Below are 14793 nucleotides of genomic sequence, written 5' to 3' on the forward strand. Positions count from 1 at the left end.
GCCCGAGGAGTACCCGACCGAGGTCTACGTGCTGCCGAAGCACCTCGACGAGAAGGTCGCGCGCCTCCACCTCGACGCCCTCGGCGTCCGCCTCACCACTCTGCGCCCGGAGCAGGCCGCGTACATCGGCGTGAAGGTCGAGGGCCCGTACAAGCCGGACCACTACCGCTACTGACCGAACCGGCTACCGAAAAGATCGAGCCACCGGCTCTTGAGGTTCGCTCGAGAGCCGGTGGAAAGCCCATGGCCGGGTGTCCCCGGGAATGTCACGATCGGACGTCCGTGCCGAGGGAGAGCAGTGCTCCCACCACCCCAGACGAGGATGTCCCATGAACCCCAATCCGGCCGGCAGCCCCCAGCATTACCCCGCCGGTGGCCCGAGCCCGTACGCGACCCAGCCCGGCCCCTACGCCCAGCCCCAGCCCCCCGTCCCGGCACCCGCCGGGCGCGGCAAGGTGGCCACCGCTCTCCTTTTGGTCTCCACGGTCCTGATGGGCCTGATGGCCGGCCTCTTCTTCGCCTTCGACGTCTCGGTGATGCCGGGTCTGGCGGCGGGCGACGAGCGCACCTACGTCACCGCGATGCAGAACTTCAACTCGGCGATCGACGGCAACGGGATCTTCGGCATGGCCTTCGTGCTCGCCCTGCTCCTGTCGGCGGCCTCGGCGGTCGTCGAGTTCCGGGGCGGCCGCCGTAACGTGGCGGTCTGGGTCGGCGTGGCTGCCGTCGTCTACCTCGTCGTCCTGATGATCACTTTCTCCGTGAACATTCCGCTGAACAACGAACTGGCCGACGCGGGTGACGCCTCGAAGCTGACGGACTTCTCGATCGTCGACAAGTTCAAGGGCACCTGGGTCTCCACCAACATCGTCCGCACCCTGCTGTGCACGGCGGCCCTGACGGCCCTCTCCCGTGCCCTGGTCCTCTACGGTCGCGCCACCCGCTGAACCGCGGCCCGAAGCCTCCCCCCACAGCACCACCGCGAAGTCCCCCGGCCACCCGACCGGGGGACTTCGTGCGTCCCGTCCCCCCGGCCGGCCGGGGGGACGGCCGGCCAGGGGGATGGCTTGAGGGGGCAGCCGGCCAGAGGTCAGCCGGTCTCGCGGGCAGCCGGCCAAGGGTCGGCCGGTCTGGGGGGGAGCCGGCCAAGGGACGGCCGGTGTGGGGGTCAGCCGGTCTGGCCGTGCAGGTACAGGGCCCAGGACAGGAAGCCCACGGAGGCCGTGCACAGCAGGGTGCGCCACACGTTGGCACGGGACCAGGGGCCCTCGAAGGCGCGGCGGACGGCGGCGGGGTCGGCGATGCGGGCGACGGGTCCGGCCTTCTCCAGCATGTTGTTCAGCGGGATGTTCACCTTGTTGGTGACGCCCATCGAGACGATGTAGCAGACCAGGGCCGCGATCAGCGGCGGCAGCACCTCGCGTCCGTCGGAGGGGATGTGCAGGGCCAGGGCCAGGGCGGTGAACAGGAACGCCCCGATGTAGCCGAGGACGAACCAGCCGTTGAGGATGGCCACGTTGATGCGCTGCATGACCTCGATGACCGTACGGTCGTCGGTGCGCTTCAGACCCGGCATCACGGAGACGGAGAAACCGTAGAAGAGGCCACTGACCAGTCCCGTGGTGACAGTGGCGGCGATGAGCGAGGCCAGGCGTGCGGTCTCCATCGTGCGTCCCCCTGTTCGTCCGTCCGCCAAGTCTCTCGGTCATCGATTCTTCGGGAACGGGTCATCGAATCGTCAAGTCATGGGGATCATACGGGCGCGGTGGGCTCCGGCGGGGTGCGGTTCGAGCGGTCTTCGAGTGGCTTTCAAGCGGTGCGTCGCCGGCTGCGCTCGCGTGTCAGGGGGCGGGCGGGGCGGGCGGGGGCCAGTCGGCGGGCAGGCCGGACTGGGCCAGGACGGCGGCCAGGCTGTAGTGGTCCTGGCCGCAGGCGATCCGGCAGTGGTGCGCATCCAGGTCGAGGACGGTGGTCATCGGCGCGGCGAAGGACCGTGGTGCGCCCTGGAGATGGCCGGAGTAGCCGGCTTGGACGGTGACGCGGTCCCCGTCGAGGCGGGTGGCGCGGACGGTGACGCGGACGTCGGCTATGAGGGTGTCGGCGCGGGCCTTCCACCCGGCGATCTCGCCCCGGCCGCGGAAGGTGATGGCCACGGCTTCGCCGGTATAGGTGCCGTCGGCGGTGAACAGGGCGCCGAGGGCGTGGGGGTCGGTGCCGTTCCAGGCCCGGGCCCAGGCGGTGACGATCCCGGGCGTGTGCCGGCCGGTGTCCCGCACGCCATGCGCGGCATGGGCGGCATGGGCGGCATGGGCGGCATGGGCGGCGGTGGTGGCGGACAGGGCCGCGGCGGCGGTCAGCACGGTGAGGGTGCGAGGCGGGCGGGAGGCCATGGCGGGTACTCCTTCGGGGACGGGTGCGGGGCGGGTGCGGTCTGGCCGGCGGCGGCGCCGGTCGGGCCGGCCGACCGCCTCGGGGCGCGCCGCCTCGCGCTGTGCGTACGTGCGGCGTTCACGGCACACAGACTCCCGGCGGGCGCTGTCCACTTGCCAGTGGCTGCGGGACCCGGTCACTGCCCGGCCCTGTCCACCCGTGTCCGCCGGAACCTGCCGGCGGCCGTCCTTGCGGGAGCGGACGCGCCGCGGGGGCGGCCGACATGGCTGTCGGTCCGCCCCCGCGGCGTTGAACCGCTTGCGGGTCAGGCGCCCAGGTGGTGACCCTTGACCCACTCCTTCTCGCCGTCGGTGACGCAGTTCGAGGCGTAGGTGGGGCCGGTGTAGCCGGGACGGCTCTGGGGCACCGCGGCGAGCGTGGAGCATTTCGACGAGGAGGCCGCGTGACCGCCGGAGAAGTAGTCGATGTCGACCCCGTCGTTGGCCAGGGCGGCACCGGCCCCGCCCAGCAGGATGCCGGCGGCCAGGACGGAGGCGGTGACAGCAGAACGAATACGCATGGCTCCCCTAAAGATGTCTGGAACGGCGCGCCTGTCGATGTGCGCGTCGGCCGGTCCAACCGCCAAGGGGTGCCGCCGGGAACGGTGGTTCACTCCAATGCCCGCCGCAGTATCGTTTCGACACTTCGCGCCCCCTCGCACCCCCCTGGGGGCGCCGTGCGCCCCATGCGGCCCGGGCGTGGCTACCGGGCGCCGAGCGCGGCCGGCCTCTGGGCGAACGGCACCACCTCGCGGCCGTACGGGTCCACGGCCGTGACCAGCCCGGCGCGTGCCGGCATATCAGCCGCCCGCCGCCCCCGGGCATGCGCTCGAACCCCCGGAGCGCCTCGGCCATCCAGTCCATCTCCATCTGCCAGGGCGGTTGCGGAAGTTCACCGGTCACCGGCCGGGCTCCACGGCCGCCGCCTGACGCCGCAGCCGGCTGTACTCGGCCAGCAGGGCAGTGGACTCCTGCGGGCCCTCGGACTGCGCGGCCCGGGTTTCGAGGTCGAGAAGGTGAGCCTCGAGGCCGAGGCCGCGGGCGAGGGCGAGGGCGTACTGCGTCCACCACAGGCGCGTGAAGGCCGGGACCGGGGCGAGGCCGAAGGCGTCTGCGACCGCGCGACGCCAGTGCGCCTGGAAGTCCGCCGGCAGGTGCGGGGCGTGCTCCTGGAGGGCCAGGCGCAGACCCTGCGGGGTGCGTGCGGGCATCGGCGGCGCCCGGCGCGGCCCGTCGCCCCCGGGTCCGTCGAAGTGGACGGGCCGCGCTGTCATGACGAAGGGATGCCCGGCCTGCGGTCCGAGGCGGTCAGGCGGCATCCTGGTCGGCGCCGCAGGCCCCGGGGTGCCGCACCGTGTACTGCTCGAACCGTTCGGCAGGCACGAGGCAGGCGAGGGTCTTGCCCTTTTCGGGTGATCGCGGCGGGCTCGCCGGCAATGCGGGTGCGGTCGAGGATCTCACCCATCTGCCTGCGGAGCCCGATCGTCGTGTACGTCTTCGTCTCCATACCCTCCACCTCCCCCAACCATCGGGTGCGATAGTTCCTGGCCTCGCGCGGGCCGCGCCCCGCCCGGCCGGACGCGGCGGGGCGCCGCCCGGCGGGGCCCGGCGGGGCCCGGCGGGGCGCGGCGGGGCCCGGCGGGGCGCGGCGGGGCGCGGCCCGGCGGGCGGGGCGGGGCGCGGCCCGGCGGGGCGGGGGGGGGGGCGGGGGCGGGTGGGGGTCAGCTCTGGCAGAGGCCGCGGGTGTAGTCGTGGGTCGCGGTGGCCTGGGAGTAGCGCCACTGCGGGTCCAGGAGGTCGCTCTTGAGCTGTCCGGCCGCGGCCGGGCTCTCGACGATGTACCCGAAGTCCTGGAGCCAGGACGGGTACAGGTTCTTGGAGCCGATGTAGAAGGCCGATCCGTCGACCGCGACCAGCTTGTGGTGCTGGGCGTAGGGCTTGCCGTCCGCCCAGGTCTGCTGGTCGGAGGCGCGGAAGGTGGCCAGCTGGAGGTTCTCGCACATCGCCGTCCGGGCGCGGCCGCCGTCACCGGTCAGGGCGGTCAGGCGGCCGCGTAGGGCGTCGCCGACCTCGGAGAGCGACTTGATCTGCGAGTAGCCGCCGCTGCCGATGGTGCCGCGGTTGGCCGGGTCGCTCACCACGATGCGGACCTTCACCCCGGAGAGGAGCTTCGCGGCGAGCGCGTCGTAGAGGCGTATGTCGTAGCGGGGCAGCGGCGGGCAGGTGGCGTGCACGTCCTGCTGGGAGATCTCGATGTGCGAGGTGGCGCTGGAGACCAGGGCGCGCAGGGCGCTCTCCTCGGGGTTGACGGTGTCGTAGTCCCGGTCGGCGTTGGTGTGGTCGTGCACCCCGATCCCGCACTTGGTGTCGCCGGCCGTGGGCAGGACCGGGCGGAAGGAGGAGGTGGGATCGCTCTGCCGGATGCCCACGCCCAGACCGCCGACGGCGAGCGCGGGCACCTCTCCCGCGCCCGCCGGGGAGGCGGGCCGGGGCAGGGAGGGCATGCAGTCCGCGCCGGCGGAGGCGGCGAACCAGACCGAGCTCCAGCTGTTCTTGTTGCGGCAGGTCCAGTCCCACAGGGTGTCCAGGTAGCGGCCCGCGGAGCCGGCGGCGGGCCCCGACAGCGCGAGGTCGACGTCGCTCACCGGGTGGGAGGTCTCCAGGTAGTCGTCCTTCCAGCTGTTGATGCCGCCGGTGATCACCGAAGTGCCGTCCACGACGACCAGCTTGGAGTGGTTCCAGGAGAACGCGGTCTTCGAGGTCGTCATCGAGGCCACGTTGAGGGTGATGTTGGCGGCGGCGGCCGGGCCCAGCTTCGCGATCAGCTCGTCCCGGTAGGACGAGGGGATCACCGTGGAGTGGTAGACGGGCGCCGCGCCGACCATGATGCGCACCTTCAGCCGGTTGCCCTTCTGTGCGGACTCCCTCAGGCCCGCGACGATCGCCTCCTGGTAGCCGCCGTTGGGGAAGGGCGCCAGCGTCGATATGTCCACCGTCTGGCGGGCGGCGGCGATGTCCTGGCGCGTCTTGTCCAGGAGACGGCGCGATCCGGGCCGCTCCGCGCACGTGGCGTCACCCCAGCAGCCGGGGGTCTGGAGCAGCCAGTCGGCCCCCTGCGGCACGGAGGAGCCGAGCCGGTTTCCGGAGGTGCGCTCCCACACCGAGCCCTCAAGGCCCGGCGAGACCTGACGCAGGGTCTGCTCGACCGCGTCCAGGTGCGGGGCGGGCGCGTCCGCGGCGAACGCGGGGGCGGGGGCGGCGGCGAGGAGGGAGAAGCCGAGTGCGAGGGCCGAGGTGCGGACGAGGGCCGGGGTGCGGACGAGGGCCGAGGCGCGGACGAGGGCCGAGGCGCGGACGAGGGCCGGGGTGCGGACGAAGGCCGGGGTGCGGACGAAGGCCGTCGTACGGACGGTGCGTGCCAATGTGGTTCCTTGACTGGGGGGTGGCTCTGGCCGGGAGCATGGCCGGCCACGCCTCCGACCTTGATCAACTCGCGTAAGTTACCAGTACGTAGCCCTGTGTTCACCCGCCCCGGGCGAGTTCCGGCCACCCAAGGCCCCCCGTGCGCCCTGCGAGGTGGTGGCCGGGCGGTGTGCGAGGGCGCGGGCGCCGAGGCCGCGGACCGGGAACTGCCCCGGCCCGCGGTGTTCCCTGAGGCGGGCGGGGCTCTCGCGGGTGAACCAGCCGGGGCCGGGCGCCGGCCGGTCCCCTCCCCGGCCTCGCGTGCGAGGGCCTGAAGGACCGCTTCCCCGGCCTCGGTGTGGCCGCCCACGATGTCCCGGCTCGGGGAAGAGCCGCCGGTGCGGGCTTGGCTGCGCGTGCGTTCAGACCGCGCGGAGCTTCATGCGCCATGAGCCCTCGGCATCGATGAACCGGAGCAGGAGGGGCCCCTCGGGGAGCGGGGTGCTCGCCCTGGCGCCGCGGCCGGCCTCGTTGACCAGGAGGCTCTCGGGGGCCGCGGCGATCGTCGTGTGGCCGGCGACCTCGTACCCGTACATGCAGCAGAGGCTGCCGCCGGTCTCGTCGCGGAGCCTGACCTTGAGGTCGGCCACCGGCCCCGTGTAGAGCAGTGCCTCGGGGCCGCGGCCGCTCAGTTCCCGCCCGGACTCGAGCCTGCGGGCGTCGGCGAGGGGCCTGAAGGTCAGCGTCCAGCGGTTCGACGCCTGGATGCGCAGGCGCAGCGGGCGGTCTTCGGCCGGTTCGACGGCCGCACGGCCCCGGATGTCCTTCAGCGTGGAGTTGAAGACCAGTTGGTCGTCCTTGTTCGCCTTGTTCAGGCGTTCCACGCAGAGGTAGTCGTCACCTTCGTGTGTCATCTCGACCAGGACGGGACCGAGCGGGACACGATGGCCGGCGGTGACGACCTGCCTGCCCCTGCCCTCGATGGTGCAGGGCTCGAAGACCGGCCCGAAGGCCCACCCGCCGGCGGGATACGGGCGGTCCGGCGCGAGGGGGGCCGGGCCCGGGCCGGCCGCGGATACGGGCGAGGACGTCGGGAAGGGAGGGGGGTCACTGGTCTTGGACAGCCCCGTGAGCAGAACGGAGCCCGACGACGGCGAAGCCGGGGGGAGCGGGGCCGGAGCTGGGGCCGGAGGGAGCGTGGCCGGGGCCGGAGGGAGCGTGGCCACCGGTGTGGGGGAGGGTGGTGCGGCGGTGACCTCGATGCCGTAGTCGCAGGTGAGGCCCGCCAGCCCGGAGGCGTAACCCTGGCCCACCGTGCGGAACTTCCATCCGCCCGCGCGGCGGTAGAACTCGCCGAAGACGAACGCGGTCTCGGTCGGGGCGTCGGTGACCGTGTAGCGGACGACCGAGACGCCGTTCGGCGCGAACGCCTCCACGGTCGGCTGCGTCAGGTCCCCGGCCGTGCCGCTGTCCGTCGAGCAGACGACCAGGACGCGTTCGATCTCCGCCTCGATGTGCGGCAGGTCGAGTTCGAGCCACTGCGTGCCGTCGTCGCGGGGGTCGCTCGTGTGCCGTACGGCGGCCGAGGGGTGGACCGGCCGGGCCTGGAAGACCACGTCGGCGCCTGTGCGCGCCGTGCCGTTCGCGTCCAGCAGCAGGGCGGCGGCTTCGACCCGCAGGGTTGCGGGGCGCGGTTCGTGGCGCACGGCGACGCGGAGGGCGACGTGGGGACGTAGGAGTTGGCCCCCTTGGCTATGTGGCTCATGGCGGACACCATGCGGGATGTGCGGGAGGGAGGCGATCATTCCTCTTGGGTGTGGCGGGGCGGGCGCCGGCCGTGGTTCCTCCCAGATGGCGGCCTGTCAGGCGAGCGTTCAGACGGGGGCGTTCAGGCGAGCGTTCAGGCGAGCGTTCAGGCGGGGTGTTCAGGCGGTTGTGTTCAGGCAGGGGTGTTCCAGGCGGTCGTGAGTCCGTCCAGCCATGCGGGCGGCAGGGCCGCGGCGTCCCACTCCTCGCGCAGTTCCCGCGGGGCGGTGAGGAGCCGTTCCAGCACGGCGATGCTCGTGACGGAGTGCAGGAGCGAGTAGCGGCCGTGCACGGTGATGGCGCTGCCCGGTCCGTACGCCGCGAACAGGCGCTCCAGGCGGTCCCGGTGGGTTGTGGCGAACGCGGTCAGCCGTCCGGTGTAGCCGGCCCGCTGGCGGGGGCTCATCGTGGCGAGGACGGCGGCGAGGACCTCGTCGGTCACCTCCGGGTCCAGTTCCGAGACCTTGGTGAGTGACAGGTACAGGGGGGAGACCGCCACCCGGGCCCGCTCGACTTCCATCCGCCCGGCCCGGCGTCGCTCCCCCGCCGGGCCCGTCTGCCCGTCCGTTCCCACGACGTCTGTCAGGGTCCGTTCGGTGAGTGCGCCGAGGCCGTCCAGGAGGTGGGCGGCGCCGTCGAGCCAGCCCGAGGCGTAGGCCTGGCCCTTGTCCCCGGGCGCGGTGCGGCCGCCGCTCAGTTCCTCGTGCGCGAGGGCCAGGGCGCCGGCCTCCAGGAGCCCGATCAGTTGCCGCGCGTCACCGCAGGGGACTCCCGTTCGCGCGAGGAGCTGCAGCAGCGTCGTCCTCGCGTTGTCGACACTGACCTCGTCCGGCCACTGCCGTCCCTCGTCGGCCGCGCTCATCGGGTCCTCCTCATCGCTCGGGTGGTGCGGTGGGTGCAACGCATCGCTCCCTTCGATGATCCAACGTCCGGCGCCCGGGCTGTGCTCCCTGGCGGCGCCGCCACCCTTTCACCTCTCGCACCCCGGCGGGTACCGGCTTTCCGTGGTCGGTGCGTGCGGGGCAGGGCGGAGGCCGAGCAGGACGGTGAGTGCGTGCGAGGCCGAGCAGGACGGTGAGTGCGTGCGAGGCCGAGCAGGGCGAGCAGGGCGGTCAGGGCAGTCAGGGCGAGCCGGAGGTGGAGGGCGGTGACGGCGTCACGCAGGCCGGGCCGTGGGTGCCGGGGGAGGAAGGGGCTGCCCGGGGTGGCGGCGCCGACCGCGAGGCAGGACTGCTGGGCGGTGATCATGACGCCGCTGCCGGCCCCGGCCCCGGCCCCGAGGCGGCCGGCACGGGCACGGGCGAGAGCACGGACACGGGCACGGGCACGGGCGCAGGCACAGGCACGGGCACGGGCACGGGCACAGGCGCAGGCGCAGGCGCAGGCGGGAGCATCAGGCGCATCAGCACGGGCAGTTGGAGGCCCGGGCCCGGGCCCCGCAAGGAACACGCCGGGGCCGGTGCGGCCGGCCCGGGCCCGGGCCACCTGGAGTGCACGGTGGCCGGCAGGACGGTGACGGCGGCCGCTTGGAGGAGGCCGCCGGTGGTGAACGGTGCGGCTGGCGAGGCGGGTGATCAGGCGCGGCCCGGCCAGGGGGCGGCGAAGAAGGCCGCGCCATGGGCACCAGTGCCCCGCCCGCCGTGACCGGGCCCAACCGGGCCCAACCGGGGCCCATGCTCACACCCTGCTGCGGGGCCTGGGCGAGGACGAACACGAAGCCGCTGGAGCCGGCCGAGAAGGGCAGCGGCAGGAGCAGACCGCGGCACGGTGGGTCCAGGCGCGGCAGGCTCGACGGAACCAGCGGAGCGTGGCCGCGGCGGCCGGCCCCGCGCTCGGTGAGGTGGAAGCCGGTGGCGGACAGAGGGAAGACGCCCGGGCAGATCCACGTCCACGCTGGCCGGCCGGCGGCCCGGCCCCCGGCCCCCGCGGCCCCCGGCCCCCGGGGCAGCGGCAGCGGCAGCGGCAGAGCAGGGACAGGGCGAGCAGCAGGGTGCCGGGTTTGCCGACGTGCGCGGCCGGCCGGCGCGGGTACCGCCGACCGTGCGCTGGGCCGGCGGCAGGCCCGGGAGGACGACGGGCACGTTGACCCGGAACATCGCGCGCCGGCCGGTTCCGGTGTCCTGGCCGCGGCCGGGACACCGCCGCGAATCTGCCCGGCGCCCATGGATAGGCCCGGGGCCCGGCGCGGGCCTTCGGTGGTGGCTTGGAGGGTGGCGAGGACCTGCGGCAGCATGAGGGCGCAGGCCGCGCCCTGGACGGTCCGGGCGGCGACCAGGCCCCAGGCCTCGGGGCGAGCCCGCAGGCGGGGCAGGCGAGGCCGAAGGCGGCCATCCCGGCGAGGAAGACCGGGCGGCGCCCGAGGCTGTCGCCGACGCGGTCGCCGAGGACCAGCAGGACGGCGTAGGCGACGCCCGTACCCGCCGACGGCCAGCTCCAGCAGGGCGGGGCCGGCCCTGAGGTCATGCTCGATCGAGGACGGCGCGGCGTTGACGATGAAGACTGCGGATCGGAGCGCGGGAACGGGGTACCAAAACCGCGGGTCGGAGCGCGGGATCGGGGATCAGGGCGCGGGAACCGGAGGTGGGGGAACCGCGGATCGGGGCGCGGGAGCCGGGGGTGGGGTGGGGGCGCCGGACCGCGGGAAACTGGGGCGCGGGAACTGCGGATCGGGGCGCCGGACCGCGGGAATCGGGGCGCGGGAACCGGAGCGCGGGAACCAGGGATCGGGGCGCGGGAACCAGGGATCGGGGCGCGGGAGCCGGGGATCGGGGCGCGGGAGCCGGGGATCGGGGCGCGGGAACTGCGGATCGGGGCGCGGGGCGCGGGAACTGCGGATCGGGGTGCGGGAGCCGGGGGGCGTGGAAGCCGGGGGTGTGCGGTCGGGGTCGTTTGTCGGCCGGTGTGGTGGTGGGTGATGGGTGGTGCGGTGCACACGGGTGGTGGGGGCGGTGTCGGTGCTGTTCCGTACGCTGGCTGCATGCGTATGCGTCCCACGCTGAACTGGACCCCGAGGGGGGAGCTGCGGCCCGGCACCACGGATCCGGGGCCGGTCGCCGATGCGCTGCGGGCCGGCGGTGTGCTGGTGCTCAGCGGGGCGGGTCTGTCCACGGAGTCGGGGATCCCCGACTACCGGGGTGAGGGCGGGAGCCTGAGCCGGCACACCCCGATGACCTACCAGGAGTTCACCGCCAGTGAGCGGGCCCGGCGCCGGTACTGGGCGCGCAGTCACCTCGGCTGGCGGACCTTCGGCCGTGCCAGGCCCAATGCCGGGCACCGGGCGGTGGCGGCGTTCGGGCGGCACGGCCTGCTCTCGGGAGTGATCACCCAGAACGTCGACGGTCTGCACCAGGCGGCCGGCAGCCAGGACGTGGTGGAGCTGCACGGCGGCCTGGACCGGGTCGTCTGTCTTTCCTGCGGTGCGTTCGGCTCGCGCCGTGAACTCGCCCGGCGGCTCCAGGACGCCAACGCGGGCTTCGCGCCGATGGCCGCCCGGCTGAACCCGGACGGTGACGCCGACCTCACCGACGAACAAGTCGGGGAGTTTCGTGTGGTGGACTGCTCGCGGTGCGGCGGCATCCTCAAACCCGACGTGGTGTTCTTCGGCGAAGCCGTTCCGCCGCGGCGGGTCGAGCAGTGCCGCGAACTGGTCGGCGCGGCGGCCTCGCTGCTGGTCCTGGGCTCCTCGCTGACGGTGATGTCCGGCCTGCGGTTCGTCCGCCAGGCAGCCCAGGCGGACAAGCCCGTACTGATCGTCAACCGGGACGCGACCCGCGGCGACGGACACGCCGAAACCCGCGTCGCACTCCCCCTGGGAACCACCCTCACCACCCTGGCCGAACAACTGGACATCCCCCTCGGCGAGGCACAACCAGACGCCTGAGAACCAGGCCCCACCGGAACCCGCCCCCACCGGAACCCGGGCTGGCGGCCCGGTCCGGTATGCGGCTCCCCCACCGGGCCCGTCCGCGCCGGAACTTGGGGCAGCAGGCCGGTCCGGTATGCGGCTCCCCCGTCCCGGGCCCGTCCGCGCCACACCCGGGGTGTGGCCGGAGTACGACTCGCCCGCACCGGAATCCGGGGCGGCGGGCCGGTATGCGGCTACCCCGTCGAGTTCGCCGCACCGGAATCCGGGGCGGCGGGCCGGGTATGCGGCTCCCCCGTCAGGCCCGCGTCCGTGCCAGAACCCAGGGGCCCGGGCCGTGTGCGGCTCCCCCCGTCGGCTCGCCCGCGCCGAAACCCGGGGTGCGGCCGGAGTACGGCTTCGTCCGCGCCGGAATCTGGGGCGGCGGGCCGGTATGTGGCTCCCCCGGTCAGGCCCGTCCGCGCCGGAACTGGGGCGGCGGGCCGGTATGCGGCTCCCCCGTCAGGCCCGCGTCCGTGCCAGAACCCAGGGGCCCGGGCCGTGTGCGGCTCCCCCCGTCGGCTCGCCCGCGCCGAAACCCGGTGTGCGGCCGGAGTACGGCTTCGTCCGCGCCGGAATCTGGGGCGGCGGTCCGGTGTGCGGCTCCCCCGTCGGGTTTGTCCGCGACAAAACCCGGGGTGCGGCCGGTGTGCGGCTCGCCCGCACCGGAATCCGGGGCGGCGGGCCGGCGGGCGGCATCCCCGTCAGGCCCGTCCCGGAACTCGGGGGACCCGGGCCGGTGTGCGACTCGCCCACGCCAAAGCCCGGGGGGTGTGCGGGCGGGCGGTACCCCGTCGGGTTCGTCCGCGTCAAAAGCCGGGGCGGCGGGCCGGAGTGCAGCTCCCCCGTCAGGCCCGTCCACACCGGAACCCGGGGCCCGGGCCGGCGGCTCCCCCGTCCGGGCGGCGTCCCGGGTGCCGTCCGGGCTGGTCCGGCATGGCGGTCGGGCCGGCGGCGCCGCGCGGCGCGGCGGATGCCGGGTGCTGACGCCTCCAAGCCCGGGAGAAGGGGCCGTGGCCCGCCCCGGCCCTGAAGGAACCAACCCGAAGGCCCGCACTCGCCGGGACGGGCTGTGACCCTGCCGGTCAGGCCGGGGGCATCGGGATCGGACTCGCCGCCGTGCTGACGTTCGTACTCGTCCAGGGTTCCTGGCAGTGGTGCGCCACCCTTTATCGGGGTGACGCTCTTCTCGGCGGTGTTCGCCTTCCAGGGACAGCCGGCGTGGGCGCCCGGCCCGCGGCCGCCGTACATGCGTGTCCTGGTCGCGTACTCGCTGGTCGTCGGCCTGTGCGCGGCGATCGCGCTCGCCCCCACGCTGCAGCACGGCGAGGGGCTGTTCCCGATACCGGCCACCGCCGCGGGTACGAGTGGGCCGGGCCACTACGAGGTCCTGCGGACGCGGACGCGGGCGCGGGCGGCGGTGGCGGACCTGGCCGGCTGTGACGCCGCCGCTGTGGCGTACGCGCAGGAGCAGCAGCACGCCAAGGCCGTCGCCGACTGCCAGCCGGCCACGACGACGATGCGGCTGGCTCTGTGCAGAGCTGGGACGGCCGTGCCGACGGGTGCGTGTACGTGGTCCTTCGACCGGAATCGGTCCAGGAAGGGCGGCCGGGCAGACTTCCGCCCACCCACCGGGGGCAGTGAACGCCGGAACGCAGCGGGGCAGGCCAGGGCGGGGCGGGGCGGTATGAACTGACCTCCGGTGAAGCCCGCAGCCCGCCCGGCCGGCGGCCGGGCACGGCCGCAGTGGCCGGGCGGAGGTGAGGGCGGCCGCAGGGGCCGGGGCGGGGCGGCCGCCCGAGCCGGGGCGGGGACGGCGGACGGGCGGCCTCGGTGGTGGAGAGCCGGGGGTGGCCACAGTGGTGGGGGCCAGGGGTGGCCGCGGTGGTGGGGCGGGGGCGGGGGCGGCCGCAGTGGCCGAGGCAGGGGTGGTCGGAGCGGGGGTGGTCGGAGCGGGGGTGGTCGGAGCGGGGGTGGCGGGTTTCACCCGAGGCGGGGTTTCACCCGGCTGGCGCACATGCGCGGGCCGGGGCAGCGGCACGGCACCAGGCTGTGTCCGAGGACGGACCGCGCCGAGGGGTGACAGCGGTGGGAGCAGCCAGGATGCGGGCGGTCGCCGCCACCGCGGTCGTGACCGCGGCGGTGGCCGTCGCCGCCACGGGCTGCTCCTCCACGGGCGACGGCTCCTCCGGCGGGCGGACACAGGCCGCGGCACGGCCCCCGTCCATCGCCACATCCCCGCCCACCACGCCCTCTCCGGCCTCTCCGGCCTCTCCGTCCTCTCCGTCCTCTCCGTCTTCTCCGTCTTCTGCGGTGGGTCGCGGGAGGCTGGTCCCGCGGTATGAGGACGGCAGGACGGCCGAGGACCGGCGGACCCAGAGGTTCCTGCAGGACAACGAGGTACTGGAGCACGTCACCGCGTTCGCCAACGAGCGGATCGCACTCGCCTACGACGTGCCCGTGGTCGCGAAGAGCTGCGGCGGGGCCAACGCCTCCTGGGACCCGCGGGCGAAGGACATCACGTACTGCTACGAGCTCGTCGAGGAGACAAGGCCCGTCTTCCTGGAGCAGGCCGCGCGGGAGGGTTCCGGCAGCGCCGCGGACCGGACCCGGGCCGCGGAAGACGGCGTCATCGGGTTCTCCAACGGTGTGCTCCTGCACGAGCTCGGTCACGGCCTGGTCGACATGTACGACCTGCCGATCACCGGGAAAGAGGAGGACGCCGTCGACCAGCTCGCCACGCTGCTCCTTGCCACCGGCGGCGAGCAGCACATCGACTACGCGGTGAGCACCATCAACGCGTGGGGTGCGCTGGCCGACGCGCAGGAGGCCGGGGACCTCTCGGGGCTGTTCTCCGACGAGCACTCGCTCAGCGCGCAGCGCTTCTACAACGAGATCTGCTGGCTGTACGGCTCGGACCCCGCCGCGTTCGCGTCGGCCGTCATCGCCGTGGGCAACCCCGACGGTGTGCTGCCACCGCTTCGGGCCGAGGGCTGCCGGCAGGAGTACGAGCAGATCCACAGGTCATGGAACAGGCTCCTTCAGCCCTATCTGAAATGACCCGGCGCACACCAAGACGCCCGGCCGGAAAGAATCCGGCCGGGCGTCTTCGGGGGGCCTGCTGGGTGCTGCCGGGCGGTGCTGGGTGCTGCTGGGGTCTGCTGGGTGCTGCTGGTTTAGTACCAGTGGTTGGCGGACCAGAAGTTCCAGGCGCCGACGGGGCTGCCGTAGCGCTCGTTCATGTAGTCCAGGCCC

12 protein-coding genes are annotated in these 14793 nt (G+C 74.2%); 5 read left to right on the forward strand and 7 right to left on the reverse strand.

The features are described 5' to 3' along the window. Positions 1-175, forward strand: a 175-nt coding sequence (locus IF88_RS45020; protein ID WP_199808204.1) for an adenosylhomocysteinase, incomplete at its 5' end; no start/stop codon positions are given. A gap of 154 nt (positions 176-329) precedes the next feature. Next, on the forward strand, positions 330-947 hold the full coding sequence (locus IF88_RS0138575; protein WP_030723803.1) for a DUF1772 domain-containing protein: 618 nt from the start codon (positions 330-332) through the stop codon (positions 945-947). Positions 948-1168: 221 nt separating this feature from the next. On the opposite strand, the gene IF88_RS0138580 is transcribed toward IF88_RS0138575, so the two are convergent. From IF88_RS0138580 to IF88_RS0138615, 7 genes are all read right to left on the reverse strand, one after another. Next, positions 1169-1666 carry a DUF1772 domain-containing protein gene (locus IF88_RS0138580; protein ID WP_030723806.1) on the reverse strand — a complete coding sequence of 166 codons (498 nt, stop codon included), beginning with the start codon at positions 1664-1666 and terminating at the stop codon, positions 1169-1171. Positions 1667-1841: 175 nt separating this feature from the next. Next, positions 1842-2390, reverse strand: a complete 549-nt coding sequence (locus IF88_RS0138585; protein ID WP_030723810.1) for a nuclear transport factor 2 family protein — start codon at positions 2388-2390, stop codon at positions 1842-1844. A 305-nt stretch (positions 2391-2695) separates the two neighbouring features. Beyond that, positions 2696-2950, reverse strand: coding sequence for a hypothetical protein (locus IF88_RS0138590; RefSeq protein WP_234323863.1), 255 nt, complete (start codon positions 2948-2950; stop codon positions 2696-2698). A 378-nt stretch (positions 2951-3328) separates the two neighbouring features. Next, positions 3329-3703 (reverse strand): hypothetical protein, encoded by a 375-nt coding sequence (locus tag IF88_RS0138600; RefSeq protein ID WP_030723816.1) that lies wholly within the window; start codon positions 3701-3703, stop codon positions 3329-3331. A 447-nt stretch (positions 3704-4150) separates the two neighbouring features. Beyond that, positions 4151-5851, reverse strand: a complete 1701-nt coding sequence (locus IF88_RS0138605; protein ID WP_107050739.1) for a phospholipase D-like domain-containing protein — start codon at positions 5849-5851, stop codon at positions 4151-4153. A gap of 402 nt (positions 5852-6253) precedes the next feature. Further along, positions 6254-7537 (reverse strand): TerD family protein, encoded by a 1284-nt coding sequence (locus IF88_RS0138610; RefSeq protein WP_051838298.1) that lies wholly within the window; start codon positions 7535-7537, stop codon positions 6254-6256. 233 nt (positions 7538-7770) lie between these two features. Next, positions 7771-8499: a hypothetical protein gene (locus IF88_RS0138615; RefSeq protein ID WP_030723824.1), complete on the reverse strand. Its 729-nt coding sequence runs from the start codon at positions 8497-8499 to the stop codon at positions 7771-7773. Positions 8500-10614: 2115 nt separating this feature from the next. On the opposite strand from IF88_RS0138615, the gene IF88_RS0138625 reads away from it, so the two are divergent. The 3 genes from IF88_RS0138625 to IF88_RS0138635 all read left to right on the forward strand — a co-directional run bounded on the left by IF88_RS0138625 (position 10615) and on the right by IF88_RS0138635 (position 14598). Then, positions 10615-11517 (forward strand): NAD-dependent protein deacetylase, encoded by a 903-nt coding sequence (locus IF88_RS0138625; RefSeq protein ID WP_030723830.1) that lies wholly within the window; start codon positions 10615-10617, stop codon positions 11515-11517. Positions 11518-12715: 1198 nt separating this feature from the next. Then, on the forward strand, positions 12716-13234 hold the full coding sequence (locus tag IF88_RS41675) for a hypothetical protein (protein ID WP_063754905.1): 519 nt from the start codon (positions 12716-12718) through the stop codon (positions 13232-13234). Positions 13235-13851: 617 nt separating this feature from the next. Continuing rightward, the gene (locus tag IF88_RS0138635) at positions 13852-14598 is read left to right on the forward strand and encodes a DUF4344 domain-containing metallopeptidase (protein WP_234323864.1); all 747 of its coding nucleotides are present in this window, start codon (positions 13852-13854) and stop codon (positions 14596-14598) included. The last annotated feature ends 195 nt before the right edge of the window (positions 14599-14793 follow it).

Source organism: Streptomyces sp. NRRL F-2580 (genome assembly GCF_000720115.1).
Lineage (GTDB): Bacteria > Actinomycetota > Actinomycetes > Streptomycetales > Streptomycetaceae > Streptomyces.

Excerpts from the sequence above, each read along its gene's own strand:
- IF88_RS0138580 (WP_030723806.1), bottom strand. The coding sequence starts at position 1,666 with ATGGAGACCGCACGCCTGGCCTCGCTCATCGCCGCCACTGTCACCACG.
- IF88_RS0138600 (WP_030723816.1), bottom strand. The coding sequence starts at position 3,703 with ATGACAGCGCGGCCCGTCCACTTCGACGGACCCGGGGGCGACGGGCCG.
- IF88_RS0138590 (WP_234323863.1), bottom strand. The coding sequence starts at position 2,950 with ATGCGTATTCGTTCTGCTGTCACCGCCTCCGTCCTGGCCGCCGGCATC.
- IF88_RS0138585 (WP_030723810.1), bottom strand. The coding sequence starts at position 2,390 with ATGGCCTCCCGCCCGCCTCGCACCCTCACCGTGCTGACCGCCGCCGCG.
- IF88_RS0138615 (WP_030723824.1), bottom strand. The coding sequence starts at position 8,499 with ATGAGCGCGGCCGACGAGGGACGGCAGTGGCCGGACGAGGTCAGTGTC.
- IF88_RS0138625 (WP_030723830.1), top strand. The coding sequence starts at position 10,615 with ATGCGTATGCGTCCCACGCTGAACTGGACCCCGAGGGGGGAGCTGCGG.
- IF88_RS0138575 (WP_030723803.1), top strand. The coding sequence starts at position 330 with ATGAACCCCAATCCGGCCGGCAGCCCCCAGCATTACCCCGCCGGTGGC.